The 24,398-nt window shown below is 50.5% G+C and carries 19 protein-coding genes; 9 read left to right on the top strand and 10 right to left on the bottom strand.

Annotated elements, in window-relative coordinates; all coding sequences use genetic code 11:
* Positions 1-236: 236 nt before the first annotated feature.
* The 5 genes from pstS (at position 237) to psb27 (ending at position 5,196) form a co-directional block, all read left to right on the top strand.
* Positions 237-1,340, top strand: coding sequence for a phosphate ABC transporter substrate-binding protein PstS (pstS, locus tag AC1S52_RS21935; RefSeq protein WP_482031174.1), 1,104 nt, complete (start codon positions 237-239; stop codon positions 1,338-1,340).
* 181 nt (positions 1,341-1,521) lie between these two features.
* Positions 1,522-2,475, top strand: coding sequence for a phosphate ABC transporter permease subunit PstC (gene pstC / locus AC1S52_RS21930; RefSeq protein ID WP_482031173.1), 954 nt, complete (start codon positions 1,522-1,524; stop codon positions 2,473-2,475).
* A gap of 228 nt (positions 2,476-2,703) precedes the next feature.
* Entirely contained in the window at positions 2,704-3,606 is a 903-nt protein-coding gene (pstA, locus tag AC1S52_RS21925; RefSeq protein ID WP_482031172.1) for a phosphate ABC transporter permease PstA, read from the top strand.
* Positions 3,607-3,675: 69 nt separating this feature from the next.
* A complete protein-coding gene (pstB, locus tag AC1S52_RS21920) occupies positions 3,676-4,482 on the top strand; it encodes a phosphate ABC transporter ATP-binding protein PstB (RefSeq protein WP_482031171.1) in 807 nt (268 codons plus the stop codon).
* 306 nt (positions 4,483-4,788) lie between these two features.
* A complete protein-coding gene (psb27, locus tag AC1S52_RS21915) occupies positions 4,789-5,196 on the top strand; it encodes a photosystem II protein Psb27 (protein ID WP_482031170.1) in 408 nt (135 codons plus the stop codon).
* 140 nt (positions 5,197-5,336) lie between these two features.
* Here psb27 and AC1S52_RS21910 read toward each other — a convergent pair whose 3' ends face one another.
* The gene (locus AC1S52_RS21910) at positions 5,337-6,392 is read right to left on the bottom strand and encodes an adenosine deaminase (protein WP_482031169.1); all 1,056 of its coding nucleotides are present in this window, start codon (positions 6,390-6,392) and stop codon (positions 5,337-5,339) included.
* A gap of 425 nt (positions 6,393-6,817) precedes the next feature.
* On the opposite strand from AC1S52_RS21910, the gene AC1S52_RS21905 reads away from it, so the two are divergent.
* Together AC1S52_RS21905 and AC1S52_RS21900 are read left to right on the top strand one after the other, a co-directional pair.
* Positions 6,818-8,182: an adenylosuccinate synthase gene (locus tag AC1S52_RS21905; protein ID WP_482031168.1), complete on the top strand. Its 1,365-nt coding sequence runs from the start codon at positions 6,818-6,820 to the stop codon at positions 8,180-8,182.
* Between the two features lie 86 nt (positions 8,183-8,268).
* Positions 8,269-8,862, top strand: coding sequence for a 50S ribosomal protein L25/general stress protein Ctc (locus AC1S52_RS21900; protein WP_482031167.1), 594 nt, complete (start codon positions 8,269-8,271; stop codon positions 8,860-8,862).
* Positions 8,863-8,941: 79 nt separating this feature from the next.
* Here AC1S52_RS21900 and AC1S52_RS21895 read toward each other — a convergent pair whose 3' ends face one another.
* Both AC1S52_RS21895 and AC1S52_RS21890 read right to left on the bottom strand, forming a co-directional pair.
* Positions 8,942-9,574 carry a hypothetical protein gene (locus tag AC1S52_RS21895; RefSeq protein ID WP_482031166.1) on the bottom strand — a complete coding sequence of 211 codons (633 nt, stop codon included), beginning with the start codon at positions 9,572-9,574 and terminating at the stop codon, positions 8,942-8,944.
* 435 nt (positions 9,575-10,009) lie between these two features.
* Positions 10,010-11,191, bottom strand: a complete 1,182-nt coding sequence (locus AC1S52_RS21890) for a pyridoxal phosphate-dependent aminotransferase (protein WP_482031165.1) — start codon at positions 11,189-11,191, stop codon at positions 10,010-10,012.
* A gap of 265 nt (positions 11,192-11,456) precedes the next feature.
* On the opposite strand from AC1S52_RS21890, the gene kefF reads away from it, so the two are divergent.
* Positions 11,457-12,155, top strand: coding sequence for a glutathione-regulated potassium-efflux system oxidoreductase KefF (gene kefF, locus AC1S52_RS21885; protein ID WP_482031164.1), 699 nt, complete (start codon positions 11,457-11,459; stop codon positions 12,153-12,155).
* Positions 12,148-14,016 (top strand): monovalent cation:proton antiporter-2 (CPA2) family protein, encoded by a 1,869-nt coding sequence (locus AC1S52_RS21880; RefSeq protein ID WP_482031163.1) that lies wholly within the window; start codon positions 12,148-12,150, stop codon positions 14,014-14,016. The genes kefF and AC1S52_RS21880 overlap by 8 nt, the downstream gene beginning before the upstream one ends.
* Here the strand turns inward: AC1S52_RS21880 and AC1S52_RS21875 are convergent.
* The 7 genes from AC1S52_RS21875 to AC1S52_RS21845 form a co-directional block, all read right to left on the bottom strand.
* Entirely contained in the window at positions 14,013-14,357 is a 345-nt protein-coding gene (locus tag AC1S52_RS21875; protein ID WP_482031162.1) for a hypothetical protein, read from the bottom strand. The two genes, AC1S52_RS21880 and AC1S52_RS21875, sit on opposite strands and share 4 nt — an antisense overlap.
* A 666-nt stretch (positions 14,358-15,023) precedes the next feature.
* Complete coding sequence (locus AC1S52_RS21870) at positions 15,024-15,974, bottom strand: PRC-barrel domain-containing protein (RefSeq protein WP_482031161.1); 951 nt, start codon at positions 15,972-15,974, stop codon at positions 15,024-15,026.
* A gap of 46 nt (positions 15,975-16,020) precedes the next feature.
* Complete coding sequence (gene smc, locus AC1S52_RS21865; RefSeq protein ID WP_482031160.1) at positions 16,021-19,743, bottom strand: chromosome segregation protein SMC; 3,723 nt, start codon at positions 19,741-19,743, stop codon at positions 16,021-16,023.
* A gap of 190 nt (positions 19,744-19,933) precedes the next feature.
* Positions 19,934-21,112 carry a nucleotidyltransferase family protein gene (locus AC1S52_RS21860; protein WP_482031159.1) on the bottom strand — a complete coding sequence of 393 codons (1,179 nt, stop codon included), beginning with the start codon at positions 21,110-21,112 and terminating at the stop codon, positions 19,934-19,936.
* Positions 21,113-21,627: 515 nt separating this feature from the next.
* On the bottom strand, positions 21,628-22,479 hold the full coding sequence (locus tag AC1S52_RS21855; RefSeq protein ID WP_482031158.1) for a segregation/condensation protein A: 852 nt from the start codon (positions 22,477-22,479) through the stop codon (positions 21,628-21,630).
* Between the two features lie 210 nt (positions 22,480-22,689).
* Positions 22,690-23,055: a lipopolysaccharide assembly protein LapA domain-containing protein gene (locus AC1S52_RS21850; protein WP_482031157.1), complete on the bottom strand. Its 366-nt coding sequence runs from the start codon at positions 23,053-23,055 to the stop codon at positions 22,690-22,692.
* 168 nt (positions 23,056-23,223) lie between these two features.
* Complete coding sequence (locus AC1S52_RS21845; RefSeq protein ID WP_482031156.1) at positions 23,224-24,312, bottom strand: AI-2E family transporter; 1,089 nt, start codon at positions 24,310-24,312, stop codon at positions 23,224-23,226.
* Positions 24,313-24,398: the final 86 nt, after the last annotated feature.

Here is a 24,398-nt window from a genome sequence, read left to right as displayed (position 1 = left end):
CCCATCAAGGATCTCCTCAGCAACAAATGGCTTGCCATCAAATTATCGCGCTATCCCTTGATAAAGACCAGTCTCCAATCAGAGGAGTATCTATCCCCTCATCTCCCCACCCCCTCTCCCACCCTCCCCCTTACAAAACTTAATTTCTCTCAATAATCCTATGGACTCAGCTTAACCTTGTCTTTACTGACCTGGTGTAGTGTAAGGGGGAAAAGTTCACCGAGCTACAGAAATTTATGTTTTCGTCTCTGAAGGTAACTCGTAGGGCGGTTTCCGTTTCCGCAATTGCCCTGGCGCTGGGTTTGGCATCCTGCGGACCCACCTCTACCACTCCCCCGGCAGCGACTGACGGTGCCAGTCCGGCTGCAACGACTGGCGGTGGAACTGTCTCCCTTAGCGGCGCAGGCGCTACATTCCCCGCTCCTCTTTATCAGCGCTGGTTTGCTGAGTACAACCAGCAAAACCCCAATGTCCAAATCAGCTACCAATCTGTGGGTAGTGGTGCAGGTGTGCAGCAGTTTCTTGCAAGAACCGTGGATTTTGGTGCATCAGATGCGCCCCTGACTGACGAAGAGCTTAAAAAATATCCTGCTGAACTGGGTAAGCCTTTACAGATCCCCATGACTGGGGGAGCGGTTGTATTCGCCTACAACCTCGAAGGTGTAGACAACCTGAGGCTTTCCAGAACTAGCTACTGCGGCATCGTAGCAGGTGAAATCAAAACCTGGAACGATCCTCAACTGGTTAAGGATAATCCAGGCGTTAACCTGCCAGGTTCAGCCATTACCTTTGCCCATCGCTCAGACGGTAGTGGTACTACCTTTATTTTCACGAACCACATCAGTGCTGCCTGCCCTAACTGGAAGGCAGGGGCAGGTAAGTCGGTTGAGTGGCCCACTGGAACTGGCGGTAAGGGGAATGAAGGTGTGACAGCGGCGATTCAGCAAACCGCAGGTTCAATCGGGTATGTGGAATACTCCTATGCCAAAGAAAACGGGTTGAGCATGGCAACGATTGAAAATAAATCTGGAGAATTCATTACCCCTTCTCCAGAGTCTGCTGCTAAATCGCTTGAAGGACTCACCATTCCGGCAGACTTTGCGCTGGTGGTTCCCGATCCAGAAGCCAAGGAAGGCTTCCCCATTGTTGGGTTAACCTGGCTGCTGGTTTACGGTAAGTACGATGATCAAACGAAAGCGAATGCACTGAAGAGTGTGATCAAATGGGCATATGCTGATGGTGCCAAGTTCGCTACTGAGCTGGGCTATCTGCCAATTCCCAATGATGTGTCCAGCAAGGCACTTGCCGCATTGGATACGATCCAGGTTGCAACCAAGTAGGTTGGGTTTTGTTGATTGCTGTAGTCTGTCTAAAAAGGTTTGCAGTCAGACTACAGCCCAAAGCCAACTATTCTCTGGTGATGCCGAGTTGCTAGTATGGAGTAGTTGGCGTGGTAGGTTTGCTATTCAGTTTGGATTTTATTGCTGCCAAACGCCGTCCAACAGCTTTCTGATTTAACCTATGGCTCCGATAGTCGATACCTCATCGGCACCTTCCTGGAAAAGGACCGATACTTCCCGCCTTGTTGACAATGGCTTTGTCTGGTTGACTGCTGCTTTTGCCATTGCAGTAGCGATTTTGCTTATTGCGATCGCCTTTCAAGTTGGCGATCAGGCATTTCCAGCCATTCAAGCCTTCGGACTGGGATTCATAGTTAGTAGCCGTTGGGATCCGGTTTCCAACATCTATGGCGCATGGCCCCAGATTTACGGAACGATTGTTACTTCCCTGATTGCGCTTGTCATTGCCATGCCTATCGGGGTAGGGATTGCATTGTTTCTTAGCGAAGACTTTTTACCCTCAAAGATCAAGCAGCCAATCGTGTTTCTGATTGAGCTACTAGCGGCAATTCCCAGCGTGATTTATGGGATTTGGGGCATTTTTGTTTTCATCCCATTTATTCGACCGTTTGGTAATTGGTTGTATGAAAACTTTGGTTGGATTCCCCTGTTTAGCACTCCGCCAGCCGGTCCAGGTGTTTATGTGGCAGGCATTATTCTGGCAATCATGATCCTCCCAATCATTGCGGCAATTTCGCGGGATGCCCTGATTGCGGTGCCACCAGAGTTACGCCAAGCCTCTTACGGTTTGGGCGCAACCCGCTGGGAGACCATCTTTAAAGTGATTTTGCCAGCGGCTTCCTCTGGGATTTTGGGTGGAGCGATGCTGGGCTTGGGTCGGGCAATGGGAGAAACGATGGCGGTAACCATGGTGATTGGCAATTCCAACGTTGCTTCTCCATCCATTCTGAACCAGGGTTCAACCGTATCTTCATTACTAGCCAACCAATTTGCCGAAGCAGGTGGATTGCAGGTGGCTTCGCTGATGTATGCAGCGCTTGTTTTGTTTTTGTTGACGCTGATTGTGAATGTTGTAGCACAGTATATTGTCAGCCGCATCCGATTAAAGTACTAGCCAAGGGCTTTGGCACTTAGGAATGAGAGTTAAATAAGTTCGGAATTGGGTAGGGGCGGGTTTTGCCGTCAAATCCATCGCACCAGGCAAATTGGACTGCTAAACCCGCCCGTACAGTTTGCGGGGTTATTAAATCCAGGATCCTTAGAGAAAAGCTCAAAGGTTAGGTAATTATCGATTCTCCAACAGACATAAACGCTAGTGATTTGAGAGAGATAGGACTGTAAGATGGAAGGAAATGATTTGGCGGCTGATTCTTTCCCAGGACGGACTCTAAAGAAGAGACCAAACTCCTCCCGTACCCTGTTTTCAACCATTATGTCCGGGGTTGCGGTGGCGTGCGCTGTGCTTGCCCTAATTCCTTTATTTGCTGTACTTTCCTATATCTTGGTGCAGGGGTTTTCCTACTTAAGCCTCGATCTATTTTTTAAGCTACCGCCCCCACCACTGGTCAAGGGAGGAGGCTTTGGTAATGCGATCATCGGTACCCTGACTACCGTTGGGCTGGCTTCTTTAATTTCTATTCCGTTTGGTGTGATGGCAGCCGTCTTTCTAGCGGAGTTTGCTAGAGATACCAAACTCGCCTACTGGGTCAACTTTTTTACTAATGTACTCAGTGGTGTGCCCTCCATTGTGATCGGGGTGTTTGCTTACGCGCTGGTTGTGCTGCGGACTGGGAGTTTTTCGGCAGTGGCGGGTGGTGTGGCACTGGCAGTGTTGATGTTGCCCACCATTGTCAGAACCGCCACAGAAGCGTTAGAAGCTATACCGAGTGATTTTCGTCAGGCGGCGGTGGGTTTGGGGGCAACCCGAATTCAGACAACGATGGGAATTGTTTTACCTGCGGCAGTTCCAGCGATTTTAACTGGGGTCATGCTGGCGATCGCCCGGGCGGCGGGGGAAACGGCACCCATTCTGTTCACCGCTCTATTTAATCAGTTCTGGAATCGACCCGTCTGGCAAGGTGGGCTATGGGAGCCAACTGCCACCATGTCGATGCTGGTCTATAACTTCTCCGTAGTGCCCTATAAAAATCAGCAGCAGATTGCCTGGGCTGGGGCACTAGTTCTGATGGCAATGGTTCTGTTTACCAGCATTACAGCCCGGTTTTTAACCCGACAGCGTAAATAGGATTTCTAATTGCTGGTGCTTTTCTAGCTCTGTATCGCCAAAAACCAACTCCATTCAAGCAACTGACCTATGACTTCCGACCTCCAGATCGCTCGCCAAACCGAAACCGTTTTCCGCACGGAAAACCTCGACATTTACTACGGCAAATTCAAGGCAGTCCGGGATGTCAATATTGCCATTCCCAAGAATGCCATTACCGCCTTTATTGGACCCTCTGGCTGTGGTAAAAGTACCGTTATTCGGTGTTTTAACCGTTTGAATGACCTGATTAAGAGTTTTCACATTGACGGCAAAATCTTCTACCACGACCAGGATCTCTACGCATCCGATATTGACCCGGTTGAAGTGAGACGGCAAATTGGCATGGTGTTCCAGAAGCCGAACCCGTTTCCCAAGACTATTTATGACAACGTTGCCTTTGGTCCTCGGTTGTTGGGCTTTAAGGGCGATATGGATGAACTGGTTGAGCGTTCCCTCAAGCAAGCGGCTCTGTGGGATGACGTGAAAGATAAGCTGAAAGCAATGGGAACTGATTTGTCGGGTGGTCAGCAACAGCGACTCTGCATTGCGCGGGCGATCGCCGTTCAGCCCGATGTGATTTTGATGGATGAACCCTGCTCTGCTCTCGATCCAATTTCGACCCTGAAGGTTGAAGACCTGCTTCAGGAGCTTAAGGAGAAGTACACCATCATCATTGTCACCCACAATATGCAGCAGGCATCACGGGCTTCTGACTTTACTGCCTTCTACAATGTCCACGCAAATGAGAAGGGTCAGCGCACGGGCTACATTGTGGAATACGAACCAACCGAAGCCATCTTCCAGAATCCTCAGCAAGAGGCAACCAAGGAATATGTCAGCGGTCGTTTTGGTTAATCTCCAAATTCAGATACTCTTTTGTCGCCAGTAGAATCAGGTGTTGCTGCCAGGCAGGGTAGTTTGGGTGGAGGTTGCAGATAGCAATTACCCTGATTACTCCAATCATCGGCAACGCTAGAGCGAAGTCAATATACATAGGTCGGTGAATTACCAGGAGGGCATTAAAACTGCCCTCTTTTTGTTGGAGACTTAATTCGTCCCTAACCAGGGAATGATCCCCAGGGTCTTAAATCACGATAGGATAATTAAAACTCAAGCTTTTTCGGAAGGCTAGAACATCGTCCCGTCTATTAACGCATGTTTATGAAGCGCTATCTATCACGCCTGTTTTCCCTCTTTCTGGTCGTTTGCATTGGTTTAATGGGATGCTCTGCTGCACCCGACGGCTCAGTGGGTATGACTGGTGACTACCCTCAGGATACCCTCGCAGTGGTTAACACCTTGAGAAGTGCGATCGCCCTACCAGACGATTCACCCGAAAAGGTACCTGTCCAGGCGCAGGCGCGTCAACTCATTAATGATTTCTCGGCTCGCTACCGGCGGGAAGACTCCCTCACCCGACTCAGTTCCTACACAACCATGCGGACTGCCTTGAACTCTTTGGCAGGGCACTATAGCTCTTATCCCAACCGTCCCATTCCCCAAAAGCTGAAGGATCGGTTAGAAACCGAATTTAAGCAAATCGAACTTGCCATCAACCGCGGGGCGTAAACGATAGTTCAAAAGGCATTCCCTGGATTTGGAAGCAATAGGGGCGCGAAATTCGCACCCCTATTCATTGTGGTTAAAATCATCAGTCCCAATTAACCTATCTACTTAACACCTGGCACCTGGCACCTGGCACCTGGCGCCTATCTCTGCCCCACCATCTCATAGGAACCATCCCGATCGCCCTCCACCTTCAGCAATCCAGTCAATAAAGAGGCTGGACCCTGAGGGTAGGGCCACGCAAAGGCATGGCGAAAGGCGGCATCCTGACAGGCTTGTAATTCCTGGAAGCCAATAATGTCATGGGTCAGTAAGTTTTCATACTCAAATGGCAACCGGACATTATGTAAACCTGCGTTGTCTGTGCAAATGGCAATATCCACCCCCGCATCAAAACAGCGATCAAATACCTGTTTTAGTTCCGACACGTCCTTCAAGGTGCCGGTTTTGGGATAAGTGGTGGGACATACCTCCAGACATTGACCCCGGGCGGCAACCTGTTTCAGCAAGTGGGGATAGTGGAGGGGAATCTGAATTCCATGACCGATCCGCATCAGGTAGGGCAGCAGTTCTGAATAGCAGCCTTCCCGCGTCTCATACAAATGTCCGGTGGTTTTGATGTCGAGCGATCGGGCATAGGCATAGAGTTCTACAAACTCTTCCAGCCGTTCTCCATAGTGGTTATCCCCCCCTGCCAAGTCGATCGCGCAGACGTATTCCCGCGACTGAGCCGCCAGATCCACAATTGCCCGGTTGACTTCATAGGGCAACCGCGAGTGCATACAGAGAATTTGGCTCGTTACAATCGGGTATTCATTTAACCGGCTGGCTTTGCCCACAATGTCTACAATTTGCGCCATCAAATCGATCCGCTGAGACTGAGGCAAATGATCCGGCGTGCGGAGAAAGGGCGTATAGCGTAATTCCAGATAAGCCAGATTCTCAAAAATATAGGCACCCCGCATCAGGCGGTAAACAAAATAGGGGAGTGCCTCCGCCGTTTGTACACTTTCGACCAGGGTGTGTAATTCCAGATACTCGTCCAGGGTGTTACGCGGGCGCGTGTAGAAATCTTCAAATTCACCATAGATAGGAAAACGCTGAGCCAGGTCAGAATCATTGCGTTGGAGATACCGCCACAGAATACGAGGTACGACAGAGCCGCCAAGGTGGCGGTGGAGTTCAGCATACAGAGCCACGGGCACCTCTCATAGGGATAAAGGATTGTACGGATCTTTTCAGTCAATGATGGAGTTTGAGCTGCGATCGCTCACGGGGGCATCCATTCTAATACAGCCACATTTGCCTCAAGCAGATACCCTTGAACAACCATTCAACGATTTGAGGCATCTTACAGCAATTTTCATTGGTGTATGCCACACGGAACGTTGGTTGTGCCTTAATATAACGGCATTCATTGTGTGGCACTCGTCTAAAAACTGCTGTAATCTACATCATAGAAAATGCAGCAAAATCTGCCCTGAATCCTACGCCACTTCAGCAAAATGGCTGGGTATACCTCTACACCTGCGATACCGGCAACCGTAACAAAATTCCATTTGACAGTTGTGTCAAATACTGTCGATAATGAATGTTTGTGCAAACTCTAGCTTAATAAAAAATCTTGGCTAACGTCGTTGTGGTCGGTGCCCAGTGGGGCGACGAAGGAAAAGGGAAAATTACTGATCTGTTGAGTAAGTCGGCAGATGTGGTGGTTCGGTATCAGGGAGGGGTCAACGCTGGACACACCGTTGTTGTTAAAGATCAGGTGTTTAAGCTGCACTTGATTCCCTCCGGCATTCTTTATCCAGAGACAGAATGCATTATTGGCTGCGGCACAGTAATCGACCCCAAAGTTCTGATTGGAGAACTGGATCAATTGGAGACGCTGGGGGTTTCCGCCGATAAGCTATACATTTCTGAAACGGCTCACGTCACGATGCCCTATCACCGGGTAATTGACCAGGCATCGGAGCAGCGTAGGGGTGAGCATAAAATTGGTACCACTGGGCGAGGCATTGGTCCCACCTATGCCGACAAGTCAGAACGAACCGGCATTCGGATGATTGACTTGATGGAGCCAGAAACGCTTCGCAAGAAATTGCGCTGGACCGTAGAGTACAAGAATGGCATTCTCGAAAAACTCTATGAACTGCCGCCTCTTGACCCCCAGGAAATTATTGATGAATACATGGGCTATGCCGATCGCCTCCGTTCCCATGTCATCGACAGTTCCCTCAAAATCTACGATGCCATCAAGCGCAAGCGCAACATTTTGTTTGAAGGTGCCCAGGGAACCCTGCTGGACTTAGACCACGGCACCTATCCCTATGTCACATCCTCCAATCCGGTAGCTGGAGGAGCCTGTGTCGGTACAGGGGTCGGTCCCACCATGATTGACCGGGTGATTGGTGTTGCGAAGGCATACACCACCCGTGTCGGTGAAGGTCCCTTTCCCACAGAACTCCATGGCACAATGGGAGAGCATCTCTGCGATCGCGGGGCTGAGTTTGGCACAACCACCGGGCGTAAGCGTCGTTGTGGCTGGTTTGATGCTGTGATTGGTCGCTATGCCGTCCGCATCAACGGGTTAGATTGTCTCGCGATCACTAAGCTAGATGTGCTGGATGAGCTAGAGGAGATTAAGGTCTGCGTTGCCTATGAAGTCGATGGTGAGCATTGCTACGACCTGCCCAGCAACTCGCGCCAGTTTGCCCACTGCCAACCGATTTACACCACCATCCCTGGATGGAAGCAGTCTACCGCCGACTGCCGCTCTCTGGAGGATCTACCCAGGCAAGCCCTGGACTACCTGAAACTGCTAGCGGAATTAATGGAAGTCCCTATTGCGATCGTTTCTCTGGGAGCCAGCCGCGACCAGACCATCATCGTCGAAGACCCCATTCACGGGCCCAAACGCGCCTTGCTATATACCAATGGCACGGCATCGAACGAATCTGGGAGTCAAAAGCTAGAAGTCAACTCTTGAAAGGATGAAGGGTGAAGGCTAAATTTCATCTTTCACCCTTCATCTTTCATCTTTCATCCCGCATCCTTTCCTCTATAACCTGAACTATGGAACTCTCACTTGAATGTCAAACCCGTCCCGCAGATAGTAAAGCCAATGCGCTCAGGCATTCTGGCGTAATCCCTGCTGTATTGTATGGTCACAGCGGAGTTGAGTCCGTGGCTATAACGGTAAAGGCGAAAGACGCTGAACTCCTGATCCGGGATGCCTCTGTGAACAACACACTGATCACTTTGAATGTCCCTGACTTGCCCTGGACTGGTAAAGCACTGCTGCGGGAAGTGCAATCCCATCCCTGGAAAGGCACCCTGTATCACCTCAGCTTTTTCTCGGTTGCTTCCCAATTAACCCTGGATGTGGACGTTCCAGTTCATACAGTTGGAGAAGCTCCCGGAGCCAAAACAGGCGGTGGTTCTCTTGACTTGCAAATCAATGAACTCCGCGTTCGCTGCGCCCCGGATCGAATTCCAGAGGTGATTGAAGTGGATGTGTCCGGTTTGAAGGTTGGTGATGCCCTCCATGTCCATGAAATCACCCTCCCGGAAGGAGTAACTGCTCTGGTCGAACCTGATCAGATTGTGGTGACGGTTCTTTCGGGTGGGGGTGCTAGTACTGAAGCTGAAGAAGAATCTGAAGCTTAATTCTTCCTGATTTCATCTGAATTACAAATTTCTGTTTGAATCCCCGGCTTCTTCAAAAAGCTGGGGATTTTGGTTCTTCTTAGGCATCTAAAGCTCGAACCCAGAGTGCAAGCCCACCGCCTCGACCCCGTGCCGCAATAAAGTCCTCTGTCACCAGGAAAAAAGCGAAGAAGGGAAGTCTGGAAATTGGCTGTATGGAAAATTCCTCTGTCTGTGCCTTACTACCGCGGACTGCACCACTGTAAAGGACACGCCCCATTAAGCGAATTTGCATCTGGGTAAAGTCAAATGCCAGCAGGTTCTTTTTGCCCAGGTATTTACAGGGACCCGTAAAGCTGACCAAAAGTGGACCTAAGCAAGCTTGATTAGTAATTCTGCCATTGTCTGACTCCGCTTCTGGCATCTGGGAACCCGTGAAGGAAATTTGGGCTTTGGCAACTTTAGGCATATACCAGCCCCGTCCTAACAAAATCGCTCCTCGCTGCCGTGCTTTGCGAGTACCCGTGGCAAAGCAGAGTTGCCAATCAGCGAGTAGAGGACTGAAGGGATAGGTCAACCGCTGTTGCTTGGCGGCTTTTTCTGCCTGAAGTAGCGCACTGACTACAGCCGCAGCCGCAGGGCGCGGAGATGCTTCACCACGAAATGCCGCGATCGCAGATGACAGGGTTACGAGGTAAGCAGATTGATCGGTAGCGGGTAAATCTCCTGTCATCGAAACTGTCTCCCAAACAAAACCACTTGCATCAGGCTATCAAGATAGCGCCAGTTCTTTCAAAGAACTTCTGCAAGTGGTCTGAATGTAATAGTCTGAGAGCGAAGGTTGCTATTTCCCAGATGGGGTGCTTGATACAGTATCAATCACAGTCACCTGGCTCTTAAACCCTGGATAAGGCAGAAGGGTAGCCACTAGCGTTACAACACCCAGACAAACTAGCGTAGGGAAGAGTTTAGGTCTAACAGATTTCATGGCAGAGCGGCGAGAAGGTACAGTGGTTGGCATTGGGGCAGCGACCTCTTTATACATGTAAATACTCAGGCTCAATCAAAATATCCGGCAATTTCACCGCTCAATTGAGTGTTTGCAGGCAAAAGTAGCTACAACCAGATTCCGTAGTCTACGGATGGTTTCAAGATATTCTGAGTATTTTCACGCCTTTGGTGGATTTTCTAAAATAGTTTTTAATCCTTGAACGAGTCGCTTGACTCCTGTGGCAGCGGTTTCCAGGGGTAAAGCACCGTAGGCAACTCGCAGGTAACAGCCTTCCTCAATTCCAAATGCCGAGCCTGGAAGGGCAGCTACTTGATGTTCCTGAATTAATCGCTCGACCAGTTGCATGGAAGTCAAGCCAGTATAGACGCGAAGCAGAAAATAGAATGCCCCGTTGGCAGGAGGAATGGCAATTAAGTGGCTGATATGGCTGAGTTCATCGAGGATGAGATGGCGAACCTGAACGATCGCCCCTAGCTGCCCGCGGCAGTAGTCAACTCCAGACTGTAATGCCCCCAAGGCAGCATACTGGGAAATCACCGGCGGACAAATAACATTCGTATCCTGTATTTTCATTACAGATGTTAAAAGATGGATTGGAAAAACCATGTAGCCAATTCGCCAACTGGCAAACCCATAGGCTTTTGACAACGTGTAGAGCGAAATGGTGTGGGGGGCACTGTCAGGAATAGAACCGGGTGCAAAATGTTCCGAACCATCGTAGGTGAAGTATTCATAGGCCTCATCTGTAATGTGGTAGATTCCTCGACTGGCACAGAGGGCATTGACTTGACACAGATCTGCAACCGGGTAGATAGCCCCCGTGGGATTGTTGGGTGAGATGGTGACGATCGCCCGGGTTCGTTCTGTAATTGCCTGTTGCAGGGCATCCAGTTGTAATTGATAGTTGTCGTCAGTCGGAACCAGAACGGGGCGGCATCCAGCAATCACGATCGCCATTTCATGGTTAAAGTAATAGGGCGTAGGTAGGATAACTTCATCGCCTGGAGTCGTGATTGCCAGGATGGCATTTAGAAATCCCATGTTGCTGCCTGCGGTCACTACGATTTGCCGTTCGTCTCCAATCTCAATTCCGTTTTCAACTTTTAGCTTGGCAGCAATTTGCTTCAACAACAGCGGAATGCCCTGAACAGCTTGATACTTGTGCAATTCAGGATCGGCAAGGAATTGAGAGAGTTGGGCGATCGCCTCTGGCGGCGGTCCATAGGACACTACCCCCTGCCCTAAGGAAATCGTCCCCGGATTTTGCCGAATCCATTCTCCCACAATTGGAATAATCGGCGACTGAACAGCTTGCATCCGGGCAGTTTCCGAAAACATGGGGAATTGATCCTTTATTAAGGGGAGAGTTGGTCAGCCCACCACCGACTAGTGCTCTAATAAATTAAATTTGACAGAGCACTAATAAAAGGGAGGAGTGCGGACAGAGGAGCATTTATGCAGTAAGCCCACTCTACAATCATTTGATGGGAAGAACGCTTCGTAAACCCAATTGCGCAATGGTCGCTACCTGCCTCAAGGTAAGTCAATGGCATAGTTGAAGGAGATGAAGGGCAGCCCCCACCCTTTTGTTCCAATTCAGAAAATGAATGGGACACTGAATATTTATTACGAAGATCATTCACCAGACTCTCTGAATCTAATCTCTATGGGCACTCCCAAGTCAGTCCTGATCTTGTTTGCACATCCGGCGCTAGAGAAGTCACGGGTCAACCGCCATTTGATTCAAGCCGTTCAAGGGCTGGATTCTGTGACCATTCACGACCTCTATGAGACCTACCCAACCTTTCACATCAACGTCAAGGCTGAACAAAATTTGCTGTTGACCCATGACATTATTGTGTTTCAGCATCCTTTCTATTGGTACAGCGGTCCCGCTTTGCTGAAGGAGTGGCAGGATCTGGTACTGGAATATGGGTTTGCCTATGGCAACGAAGGAACGGCTTTGAAGGGGAAAACGGTTTTGTCGGCGATTACCACGGGAGGGAGTAAAACAGCCTACTGCCGACAGGGACATAACTTCTTTACCATTCGAGAGTTGTTGGCACCGTTTGAGCAAACGGCGCGGCTCTGCAATATGGAGTATCTCCCTCCCTTTGTTGTGCATGGGACCCACCAACTGCGCGAACGAAGCCAGATTGCCCAGTATGCAGCCGACTATCGGACGGTGATTGGGGCACTGCGGGATGACGCGATCGCCTGGGAAAACCTTACCCAATGTCGGTTTCTGAATGATGACCTGGAGCAAATCATCCTGAAATCAGAGGTGCCCCACCATGCATAGCCAAAGCTTTTTCTACCAGGCATTTGTGTACCTGGTGGCAGCCGTCCTTTCAGTGCCGATCGCCAAACGCATGGGGCTAGGGTCTGTCCTGGGTTATCTGATCGCAGGGGTCCTCGTAGGTCCCTTTGGCTTTGGCTTTGTGGGACGGGCAGACAGCACGGACGTGATGAACTTCGCTGAGTTTGGCGTGGTGATGATGTTGTTTCTGGTTGGGCTGGAACTACAACCCGCTCTCCTATGGCAACTGCGGATTCCCATCCTGGGACTGGGAGGCTTACAGTTAGGCATTAACACCGTGTTAATGACGACCCTTGGTTTGATGGTAGGGTTGCCCTGGAAAATGGCATTGGCGATCGGACTGATTCTGCCCTTGTCCTCCACTGCGATCGGGGTGCAGACCCTCAACGAGCGGGGACTGATGAAAACCGAGGGTGGTCAGTCGGCATTCTCTGTGCTTCTGTTTCAGGCAATCGCCGTCATTCCCATCCTGGCTTTTTTACCCCTGCTGACCATGGATGGAGCGATCGCCGCTGACCAGGCAGCCCAACCCAGCAATAGTCTGGCGGGCTGGCAACAAACCCTACTGGTTATTGGCACCGTGGGTGGGATTGTGCTGGGCGGTCGGTTTTTAATGCGTCCTGTATTTCGCTTTATTGCGTCAACCCGTCTGCGAGAAATATTCACCGCCACTGCATTACTGCTCGTCGTTGGCATCACGCTAGCCATGCAGCAGGTTGGGCTTTCTCCAGCCCTGGGTACGTTTGTTGCAGGGGTCGTTTTAGCTGAAAGTGAATACCGCCACGAGCTATTAAGCACTATTGAACCCTTTCAGAGTTTACTGCTGGGGCTATTCTTTATCTCTGTCGGAGCCAGCATCGACTTTAACCTGATCTTCCAGCAGCCCTTGCTCATTTTGGGGTTAATAGCGGGAGTTACTTTCCTCAAATGCACCGTCCTGTTTGGGCTGGGAAATGTTTTCAAACTTGCATTAGGGCAGAGCCTACTGTTCGCCTTTGCACTGGTCCAGGGAGATGAATTTTCGTTTGTTTTGTTCTCCTTTGCAGCCCAGAGTAGTGTGCTGCCAGCCAATACCGCTGGGGTTCTGGTTGCAGTTGTGGCATTATCCATGTTGCTCTCTCCCGCGTTCATGATTGCCTATGAAAAGCTTGTGGAATCGCGTTTCTCAACGCCTTTACCAGAGCGGGAACCCGACGAAATCGATGACAACGAAAATCTGGTGATCATTGCAGGCTTTGGACGGTTTGGGCAAATTGTCGGACGTTTACTATTAGCCAACGGCTGCAAACCCACGATCCTGGATCACAATCCTGGGCAAATCGAACTCCTACGCCGGTTTGGTTTCAAAGTATTCTATGGGGATGCTTCCCGAATTGAACTGCTTCAGGCAGCCGGGGCTGAAAGCGCCCAACTGCTGGTCGTTGCCATCGACCAGCGAGACACAATTCTGGAAATCGTTGAACGGGTGCGTAAGCGCTTTCCTCACTTAAAGATTCTGGCACGGGCAATTGACCGCAGCCATGCCTATGAACTGATTCGGCTCGGAGCCGATGTCATCCAGCGAGAAACCTTCAGCTCAGCCCTGGATCTGGGGGTGGAGGCGTTAAAGCTGTTAGGGGTTCGTTCCTATAAAGCCCATCGTGCCGCACTGACCTTCCGGCAGCATGACGAAGAGGCACTCCAGGAAATTGCCCAGACCGAGAAACAAGATGAAACGGTTTTGATTGCGCGATCGCGCCAGTTAGCTCAACAGCTTGAGCAACTGTTACAGTCTGACGACCACGAACTCATCCATGAAGCTGATCGTGCCTGGGATGTATCAGCTCTGCGTAAGGACGTTTAAATCGCCGATTTCTGCTGTTCAGAAACCATACTAGGAGATAAGGAATCTGAATACCTTTTGCATTGAAAATTGTCCCAAATATCAAACAATCCATCATCATCAGCGTAACCAGCCACATCGATGCCCATGTCACCAGAGCCAGAATGACGACGGATGAGTTTATAAGAGCCAGCCATGCCTGCGCTTGCCCACTCCTCAACGAAGACTTCCCATTCATCTGGTGAGAATCCCTTAACACGCAGTTCTTTGGGAATAGGGATGCCGTTAATAACGTGGTCAGTCGATGGGTTTCCTGGGAGAGTACGTGTTGAAAGCGGACTCATATCTTCGCTGGTAACCAAATGCTTCTAACCTCGCCTGTCATGTATTCAAGCGTAGTGGTTGGGGAAAAGTCTAACTATTATTTGAGCGGCATTCCGCTCTTCTAAACAGACTAATATTCCCCGCAGGAATATTTATCCGACGTCCAAGTCAGCTATCTATTGGGAATATAGATAGATAGCCTGCAAAAATGCTGGATAAGCACCCGGATTGGTATATTATTCGACACCCGTGCAGGCTATTTACCCACATGGGGGATGGACATCTTGGGGGCTGGATAATACACCTGAACCGCCTTTTATCCAGCTTTTGAGTCGTACATTAGCTGCGTCAGAGCATTTTATCCGATAGGCTTCGGCAAATCTTTATCTTCTGTACGGAGTGCCTGTGGGTAATATTTAATGCGATCGCCCCTCGCCGTAAGTGGGTTGACAGCAGAAAACCCAACATAACCAGACCAGGCGAAAGGGTGTGATTCAACTATCTTATTGATGCAGTCGCTAATAGTTGCAACCCTATAAATGTTGGGTTACCTGGCGGAAAGCAAGCTAAACAGACTCAGCCCAATCTGCAAGGTGGGCGATCGCACTTTGTTCAGTCTGCTCAAACTTTAAATTTTTATAGGCAGATGCCAGGTGATAGGGTACTCACCGTCGAAGCCCGATCCCTAATCAATACTCGATATCCTAATAACCTTCCTCTTCATACTCCGGAGCTTTCTGCTTTTCTGGAATGTTGACGCGAGGCGGTTGATAGGTCTTGTCCTGCTCCGCCCAAGCATCTTCGTAATCTTCCTCGTACTGGTCTTCCGGGTAAGGCTGGGGTTCAGAATACCGATCGTACTTTTCTTCGTATTGGCTGGTTCCGCTGGCTTCGCTCCAGTTCTCTTCCTCGTCGTCGTAGTAAAGTGGTTCCGCCCGACGCTGCTGCTGAAGCTGACGGGGTTCTGGCTCACCCCAATTGTCATCATCCCAGGTTTGCTGAACAGGTTCCCTCGTCTTAACCGGAGTTGCAATGGGTTGGCGAATGCCCGTGGGAAGCTGATTGTCGGGGCGGACGGTGGAGACATACCCCTCATCAAACTCATCCCGTTCCCAGGGTGCCCTGCCAATACCCAGGCGCTCCATTACACCCACAGAAAGTTGAGATAACCGCTCCTCTGCGCCTTCAAACACAATCAGGCGATCGGGTCCGCTGCTGACAATCTCTTCGATTGGGAGTTCGTAGGTGCTGACTACCTGATCGGGAATCAGGGGAAGACCAAGGGAGGCAATGATTAGCGAAGTCAACCTGCCATCATCCACATCAAACTTGTAACCTCGAACTTTGCCCAACAGTTCTCCAGTTTCAGTAATTACTTCACACCCAATCAGACTGCTGTAGGATTCGACATCAATGTCTTCAATCACATTTTCATCATCGACCAGAATCACATCGCCAATCTGACGGATGCTGCTCAAAAACATGGGTTGAGGCGTACCGTAAAGCAGATTTGGACGTAGACTGATCGCTGCAACTTCTCGCTGGTCGATATCGACCCATAATTGACTGACAACTCCCAACTTTTTACCCGTGTCACGGGTGACAACGAGGGTGCCAAGAAGGTCAGAGCGTTGGCGGATTTCTTCAGATGCCATTTTTTATTGCCGAATCCTGATTCGCGAATCCTAAATCAATATCAAATCACATAGAGGCGCTTTGGGGCAGCAAATCAATCCCCAAGACTTGAGTATAAGCCCCGCGTGCCTGGGTAACCCCAATGGTACGCTGGGCAGACTCAATCATGGGACGCCGGAGGCTCACGACAATAAACTGCGCTTGCTGTGCCTGCTGTTTGATCATTCTAGCTAATCGTTCCACATTTGCCCCATCCAAAAACATGTCGACCTCGTCGAACGCATAGAACGGCGATGGGCGATAGCGCTGGAGAGCAAAGATAAAGCTTAGGGCAGTGAGGGATTTTTCTCCTCCTGACATCGAAGCAAGGCGTTGGACGGGCTTACCTTTGGGGTGTGCTACAAGATTAAGACCCCCATTGAAGGGGTCTTGGGCATCTTCCAATTGTAGGTGACCGTCGCCTTCAGACAGTGTAGCGAAGATTGCCTGAAAGTTAATGTTGACTGCATCAAAGGCTTCTTTAAAGGCACGCTGGCGCAGGGTCGTGAAGTTCTCAATGCGGAGCAGCAGTTCGGTGCGCTCCTCTTCCAGGGTTTTGAGTTTGTCAGTGAGTTCTTCTAGACGCTGTTGGGTGCGATCGTATTCTTCCAGCGCCAGCATGTTGACGGGTTCCATTGCCTGGATCCGCTTTTGGAGGGCGCGCAGTTCGTGTTGCAGGGAGGCGAGATCGCGGGTTTCAATATCGGGGGGAACTTCCGGCAGGGGATCGGGAAGTTCCTGGCGTTCCGTTTCCAGTTGTGCATGCACAGTTGCCAGTTCTTGGCGGCGGGTTTGCTGGGTTTCCTGGAGTTTTTGTTGCTCCCAGGTTAGTTGTTGCTGGCGAGTCTGGTGTTCCCGCAATTGGCGATCGCTGCGATCTCGCTCCTGTTTCTCTGCCCCCAACCGGCGTTCCAGTTCTGCCAGTGCGGTACGGGTTACCTCAATCTGGCTCTGGATAGCGGCTTGCTGATCCCGGAGAGCAGACTGCTGGTTGAGCTGGGTCGTTTGCTGGGAACGGGACTCCTGTATACGATCCTGCCCCTGCTGAATTTTCTCCTGGCTTCGCTGACGCTGGTTTTCCAGGTCTTGTAGCCGCTGCTCGGTGGTGCGGACTGCCAGTTCCCGTTGATTTAGTTCAGCTTCCTGACTGCGTAGGGTTGCCTGAATTTGCTGCCATTCGCTATGGGTCTGGGACTGCTCCATTTCAGCAAGGGTCTGTCTTAGATCCTGGAGTTGACCCTCCTGATGGGGTAGTTCAGACTCCAGCACTTGCAGGCGATCGCGGGCATAGGCAAGTTCCTGAGCGTTCTGATCTCGTTGGGTATTTAGTTGAGTCAGCGAGGATTGTAGGGCTTGTAGCTCTTTCTCAAGTTGGGTTGCTTGCAGTTCTGTCTCACGATGCTGCTGCCGGGCTTCTGTGAGTCCCTGGGTGCGCTCCCTGACCAGCTTAGTTGCGCGTTCAATGCTGTTCTGGCAGTGATCCAGAATGCGGTCGATTTCCTGGAGGCGATCGCGCAGTTCTGCCACCTCTGCCGACTCTGCCGGATCGACCGTCCCAAAGTGAATAGCTTGGCGCGTACTGTTGCTACCACCCGTCATCGCCCCGCTAGTTTCCAGCAGTTCGCCATCTAAAGTGACAATGCGGTACTCACCCAGGTAGCGACGGGCATCTCTCAACGTTTCAAACACGACGGTTGTCCCAAAGACGTAGGCAAACACATCGCGATAGCGCTGGTCAAAATCAACCAGATGGATGGCGTAGTCAATACAGCCAGGGCGCGATTTCACTCCACCCCCAGCCGGGGTACGACCGGACTGGAGCTTGTTAAGCGGCAGAAAAGTTGCCCGTCCAGCTTTCCGCTGCTTCAGCAGTTCAATCCCAGCCGCGGCGATCGCATCATCTTCAACGACTAGATGCCCCAGCCGTGCGCCCGCAGCCGTTTCCAGCGCCAGTTGGTAGCGAGGATCTACTGTTCCCAGTTGAGCCACCAATCCACAGACCCCTGGCAGGTCAGATTTGAGAATCAACTGTGCTGCATGGGTGCCCTGAGCCTCCTGGATTGCCTGGGTCTGGGCTTCCAACCGATCTAACCGACGCTGTTTGTCACGTTGTTCGTTCAGCAGGCGAGTTTGAGTCTCTTGCTGAATTTGTAATTCCTGCTCGGCAGCAGCAAGCCCCTGTGCTAGAGCCTGCACCTGCTGCATCGTTGTTCCCTGGAGTGCTTTTACGGTCGTGTGCTGGTCTTGTTTCTCGGCAATTTGCTGTTCCAGGGTTTGCAAGCCCTGGACTTGTTCCTGGATCTGTCGTTCTAGCTGGCGGGTTCGTTCCTGTAGTTGCGCCTGTTCAGAGCGCTGAGGTTCCAGTGTATTGAGCAGGGTTTCAATCTGACGGTGGAGGGTTGCCTGCTCCTGGACAGAGGTTTCGGCACTGGCAGCGATCGCGTCTGCGGCTGCTCGTGTTTGCTGCAAAATTTGCCGTGCCTGATCCCGTTGCTGCTGGAGAGCGGTCACGTTTTCCGTTTCGATCGCCTGTTCCTGGGTGAGGGATTCCAGGGCTTGCAGGTGCTCTTGAATGTTCTGCTGGGTTTGGGTCAGGCGGGTAGTAACTTCACGGCTGGCGGTTTGCAAATCCTGCTCTTGGCGCTGAAGCTGCCGGAGTTCTGCCTCACGGGTTGCCAGGGTGGACTGGAGAGCAAGCTGCTCTTCTTCACCTAATGCCCGGACGCGGGCGTTTAACTGCTCCAGTTCAATCGTTGCTTGACGAATTTCAGTCGCCAGTGTGGCAATCTGTTCCGTGATTTCAGCGGATTCGCGATCACTGGCTTCGATCTGCTGCCCCAGTTTTTCAACGGCGCGGGCAGACTGGCGATAGCGGATGATAATTTCCCACTGCTCCTTTGCCTGTAGTTCGCCCCGTAATTTCTGGTATTTCTCAGCTTTGATCCGATCCTGGGCGAGGCGATCGCGTTGGTCAATCAGTTCTCGCTCCACAATGTGATAGCGGTCTTCTCGCTCCTTGACGGCGTTCAGCTTTTCCTTTGCCTGGTTGATTTTGCGATCGAAGGTGGCAACTCCTGCCAGTTCATCAATAATCTCCCGCCGCTCCCGGGAATTCATTGAAATAATCCGAGTGACATCCCCTTGCAGCACCACGTTGTAGCCTTCTGGGTAAACCCGCAGCCGGTTCAACTCTTCATGCAGCTCGGTCAGGGTACAGGGAATCCCGTTGATGAAATAGTTTGAGGTGTAGGTCCCTTGCTGAGTCACCCGCAGCTTACGGGTCACGCTCCATTCTTTCAAGGCTGGCAGTTGTCCGTATCCGTTCTCTGAATGTCCGTTCTGCGATTGCCCATTGCCTGAGTTCCCATTTGAATGTCCATTCAGACTTGCCGCCTCATGCGTGCCAGCCTTTGAAGCATCCGTGCCTCCTTTCCGCCGATCGCTGACCTGGCGCTCAATCACATCATCCAACAGTTCTGGCTCATCCGAAAGATCAAAAGTGACGGTCACACTGGCTTCCACCGCCGAGCGGTTACGGCTGATCTGATTGTGGTTGACCAGATCAGGCAAACGCTCTGCTCGCATTCCCTTAGATCCCGCTAATCCCAGGCAGAATAGGAGCGCATCAATCAAATTGGACTTGCCAGACCCATTCGGACCGGAAACCACAGTAAACCCTGGCAACAACGGGATTGGTGTTGTGCCGCCAAAGGACTTGAAATTGGTCAGTTCCAGGCGCTTAATGTACACAGCCCGCCCAGGATGTTAAGGGTAGGAAAGGTCAGAGTTTAGTGTAGCTGCTAGATACCTGTTTGAGCGGAAATCTCGCAATTCTCTATTTCATAGCATGTTTGGAACAAACGTTCTAGTGCTATGGGGAGTAAGTAGGGAAAATTGCTCAAGGTGAGAGGGTAGTAAATTACCCTCTCACCCCCACTCATTACACTCCAATTGTTTTATTTTCAGTGCCCAGAAGCTCTGCGATCGCCTGTCGCTCGGCGGGGGGTTGGGCAGGGGGAACCTGGCGGGCATCCGTGATCAGCCAGTCGAGCGAGGCTGCCTGAACGTCAATCGTTGCACCTGTTTTATCTACGCAGTAGCGACCAAATACCAGCTTATCGACCAGGCGCACCGCTGGACCCAGTCGGGAATATTCAAAAATGACGCTGTTATCGACAACGGCACCACTGCACACCCAGCAGTTTGGACCAATCATCGTGGGTCCAATAATGGTTGCGCCATCTTCAATATGAGTCATGCCGCCAATGTAAACAGGACCCTTAATCTTGACTTTGTCCCAGTTCACAGCCACGTTCAATCCGGTATAAATGCCAGGAGCAACCTGATGACCAGGGATCTGAACGTTTTTGACTTCGCCGCTTAGGACTCCGCGAATGGCGTGCCAGTAGTCGGGCACCTTGCCAATGTCTACCCATTCAAAGTCCATCGCAATCCCATAGAAGGGGGCACCCACCTCAACCAGTTTTGGAAAAAGCTGACCGCCAATGTCGTATTCCACGCCGGAAGGGATGTAGTCAAAAATTTCCGGTTCAAAGATATAAATCCCCGTGTTAATGCAGGTGCTGAGTGCCTCTTCAACCGACGGTTTCTCCTGAAACGCTTTAATTTTGCCTTCCTCGTCGGTAACCACAACTCCATAGCTGGATACATCTGCACGGGGAACTTCTCGCATCACAACAGTGGCGATCGCCCCCTTTTCGCGGTGCCACTTCACTGCCGCCGTCAGATCCAGATCAATCAGGGCATCTCCACAGAGGACAATAAATGTGTCATCAAAAAAGGGCGAGAAGTCCTGGATTTTGCGCATCCCACCGGCAGAACCCAATGCTTCCCCAACCAACTTACCATCCTCAATTCGCCCTTCAAACGAATAGGCAATTTCTACACCAAATCGTTGACCATCCCGGAAATAGCTCTCAATTTCATTCGCCAGATGGCTAACATTTACCATAATCTCGGTAAACCCATGCTGACGTAGCAATTCAAGTAGAAATTCCATCACCGGCTTTTGCAGGATGGGAATCATCGGTTTGGGAATGGTGTAAGTAATTGGACGAACACGAGTTCCCTTACCAGCTGCCAGAATCATGGCTTTCATAGACGTATATCTCCCCAACCCTTCGCCATTAGCTCGTAATCAGTTACACGTTCACGATTTGATAAACACCCCTACAAACGATCCTTCGCTCCAGGGTTTAACTTAAGATTCCCCCATCCTGAACTTTCCTCAAAAAAAGAGAGTCCTTTGAAGCCTGGAATCTAAGGTGCCGGTATACGATTGACCATCCAGATGCTAGAAGATTCTCTGGACAAATAAAACTAAACTTTAGATTCTTCGCAAATCTCTGGCAGTTCTTAAGACTTTCTTCACAAAACTTACATCTAAACATCTATACAAGTCTATTGGAAACTTCTGCGATGCGATACGGCAATCTATCTCAGAGGATGTTTAAAGAGTCGCTTTTATCATTCTGAGGAGGGAGGCGCAACGTTGCCAAAGCCTGCTGAGGGCTTAGAATTTTCAGGCTTTAAAGCACTATACCGAGAGGTTAACCCGAAACGCCTTAATTGCCAAAGCCTGTTAACAGACGTAGAAAGTTTTCGGATAGCCTTTTAATCGGGTGAGGCACGGGCGATCTGGGCAGTGGGGTCGGCAACCCCAGTAGAGGCAGACTCATCAGTCAGTAGCCGAATCTTGAGATCCTGGTAAAACTCTGCCTGTTCTAGCTCAACTTTAGACTGGGATGTTAATAGTAAGAGCGCCCAAAAGACCCCCACCCGGTCATGGTTAGGAGAATGGTTGGAAGTCTCCGGCTGGGAATGGGAGGATTTAATTTGAGTCCAAAATTCGAGTAGTAGCTCAAAGTCTAGCCAGTTTTGCTTTTGGGTAATGGTTGACCAGTTTTCCTGAAAGAATTCCTCCAGGGCGATCGCCATCTCTGACAGGTTTTCCTGGTGAGCCAGTTGGGCGATCGCCCGCACTGCCTGACTTCGTGACTGAGGACGGGGACGGCGTATACGACTGCGGGGTGCTTTGTCTTCTAGAGCCGCAGCAATGCTATGAATTTGGTCAATCAGTTCTTTGAGCGTGACTCGACGGCATTTGGGAGGTTGGGCAACCGCACGGCGACGTAATCTGCGCTCTAAAAAGGGAGGCAGGACAGACCCACTTAAATCGCCCAATTCTTGAAATTCGCCATCATCCTGAATTTCAGGGTTTTCCTCAACCTCTGGTTGGGATAAACTTTCTGCTTTCAACAGCACCAGCATGGATGCATACAAAAATGCCTGTCCCGACTGCGACAGGGTCGCCTCATAGGGCTTTCCTTCTACACTTTGGGGAGTCAATTCACTTAGAAATCGATCAATCACATCAATGACTTTGACATCCCAGGGATCAATTTCGCCCCGCTCTGCCAGATCAATCAGAAAGGCGATCGCGTCCTGCGCCAGGGAAAGGGTCATGGAGAAAGACCTATCGAATTGGAGTCCGGACAAAGAAAATGGCTGCCACCAGGATTAGCCCTAAAAGCAGCAGAGGTACCCATAGACTCCAGAGATTAAGTGGAGTAATAAACGCTGACCAATTCATTCTTTGTATGCTAACGCACCTGTAAAAGGATGAAGGCTAAAGGCTAAAGGCTAAATAATTTCATCTTTCATCCTTCATCCTTACTACTGGGCTGTCAACACCTCGGCATCGGTGTCTTCAACCGTTTGCTTGGCAGCAGGAAGCAGGCGTTGCTGCTCCTGAATCTCTGCCCGATAGCGCTGTACGTCTTCCTCTAGCTCTTGAATGCGGGTCTCCTTGACACGAATTTCCTGACCCGTTTCTAACATTTTCTGCAATTGCGTCCAAACACTGAACACCCAAGCCAACACTGCCCCAATCCCCATTGCCAGGATCAACTCAATGGAAAGGGGAGCCTGTAGCTGCACTCCTTTCACAATATGGATCACCGCAGGTTCAGTATTCTCGATCCCAAATAGAACGAGAGCTAGAGAGATTACAAAGATGATGACGAAATTAACTTGTCGCATAGCAATTTTCACCTTTACAGGTAACGTTCTGATGGTTCCAGAGATCGTTGATTGAATATATCGATCCCAGACATGCTGATCAAATTTGTACCAGAGGGAGGGAACAAATGACGAATGTCTGGGAATTGTTTTGGAATTATGGGTCTCGTCCCTTCATCCTCGCATCCTTTACTTTCCCTCCAGCGGCGGTTCAGGAATTGGCTCTTTTCCTGCCTGGGACTGGGATTGAATGCCTAAAATGACTTCCAGGGTGCCTTTAATCGTTCCGGCAATGGGGACCGCAACCACCACACCGAGGAAACCTGCAATTTGAAGCCCGACGAGCAGGGCAATCACAATCCAGATGGGGTTGAGTCCAATGAAGTCTCCCATCATGCGGGGAGCTAGAATATTATCCCGAATCTGATGCAAGACTGTGGCAGCAATTCCGACCTGGAAGCCCAACCCTGGATTTTGTAACATCACAACCAGGGCGACCAAGCTGATTCCTAATGCTGCCCCAATGAAGGGGATTAGCTCTGAAATACCGATCAGAATGGCAAATAATAAGGCAAAGGGCACTTGCATCCATACAAATATGGGAATCAGGGCGATCGCCATAAAAATTGCTAGCAAAATCTGGGTGATGAAAAAGTTTTGAAAGTTCAGGCGCAGGGACTCGCTCAGTGGAATTCCAATTTGGGGTGGCAGCAGGTTGATTAAACCCTGCCAGAGGCGACCGCCATAGAGCAGCATATAAAATGCCAGCACGAGTACCAGCACCGTATCTATCACCCCGCTAAGGGTGCCCAATGCCAGCCCAACGGCTTGACTTGCCAGCGTTTGTAACTGACTTTCAATCTGGGTATTGATCCGACCACTGAAGCCTCTTAGATCGAGGGGCAGGTTATGCCGCTTTGCCCAAAAATCGAAGGCATCTAGATTTTGACGACTGGCTTCTAGCCATTCAGGAATTTTGCTAACGAGTTGGGTGGTCTGTATAGTCACCAGGGGAACCAGGGTCAGTCCTGCCAGTAACAGCACTGCAAAAGTAACTAGTAGAACGACGGTGACTGACTGTGCCCTACTTAACCGGATGTACTGAAACAGACGGACAGGATAGTTGAGCAGAAATGCCAGGATCGCAGCAACGACCAGTAGTGTGATGAGATGCTCAAAGTAGCGAAAGACCTGACTCAGCAACCAAACGTTAAGAGCCGCAATTGGACCGATCAGACCCAGAACTAGCAGACGTTGGAGCTTGACTGGACGGTGCATGTTGAACTCTGATCAAAGTTTTTCTATTAATTGATTTCTAAATCCGCACGCTTGGCGATTGATGCAGCCTGAAGCTAAATATTTAT

This window comes from Kovacikia sp. CALU 1929 (assembly GCF_056784235.1).
Note: the sequence above shows the minus strand (reverse complement) of the source record. Positions and strands in the feature narration are given on the sequence as shown.

Bases quoted from the DNA above. Each gene is read 5' to 3' on its own strand.
- AC1S52_RS21870 (WP_482031161.1), bottom strand. From the start codon at position 15,974: ATGGCATCTGAAGAAATCCGCCAACGCTCTGACCTTCTTGGCACCCTC.
- kefF (WP_482031164.1), top strand. From the start codon at position 11,457: ATGAATGGGACACTGAATATTTATTACGAAGATCATTCACCAGACTCT.
- pstA (WP_482031172.1), top strand. From the start codon at position 2,704: ATGGAAGGAAATGATTTGGCGGCTGATTCTTTCCCAGGACGGACTCTA.
- AC1S52_RS21890 (WP_482031165.1), bottom strand. From the start codon at position 11,191: ATGTTTTCGGAAACTGCCCGGATGCAAGCTGTTCAGTCGCCGATTATT.
- pstB (WP_482031171.1), top strand. From the start codon at position 3,676: ATGACTTCCGACCTCCAGATCGCTCGCCAAACCGAAACCGTTTTCCGC.
- AC1S52_RS21895 (WP_482031166.1), bottom strand. From the start codon at position 9,574: ATGACAGGAGATTTACCCGCTACCGATCAATCTGCTTACCTCGTAACC.
- pstC (WP_482031173.1), top strand. From the start codon at position 1,522: ATGGCTCCGATAGTCGATACCTCATCGGCACCTTCCTGGAAAAGGACC.
- AC1S52_RS21860 (WP_482031159.1), bottom strand. From the start codon at position 21,112: ATGAAAGCCATGATTCTGGCAGCTGGTAAGGGAACTCGTGTTCGTCCA.
- psb27 (WP_482031170.1), top strand. From the start codon at position 4,789: ATGAAGCGCTATCTATCACGCCTGTTTTCCCTCTTTCTGGTCGTTTGC.
- AC1S52_RS21855 (WP_482031158.1), bottom strand. From the start codon at position 22,479: ATGACCCTTTCCCTGGCGCAGGACGCGATCGCCTTTCTGATTGATCTG.
- AC1S52_RS21850 (WP_482031157.1), bottom strand. From the start codon at position 23,055: ATGCGACAAGTTAATTTCGTCATCATCTTTGTAATCTCTCTAGCTCTC.
- pstS (WP_482031174.1), top strand. From the start codon at position 237: ATGTTTTCGTCTCTGAAGGTAACTCGTAGGGCGGTTTCCGTTTCCGCA.
- AC1S52_RS21845 (WP_482031156.1), bottom strand. From the start codon at position 24,312: ATGCACCGTCCAGTCAAGCTCCAACGTCTGCTAGTTCTGGGTCTGATC.
- AC1S52_RS21900 (WP_482031167.1), top strand. From the start codon at position 8,269: ATGGAACTCTCACTTGAATGTCAAACCCGTCCCGCAGATAGTAAAGCC.
- AC1S52_RS21880 (WP_482031163.1), top strand. From the start codon at position 12,148: ATGCATAGCCAAAGCTTTTTCTACCAGGCATTTGTGTACCTGGTGGCA.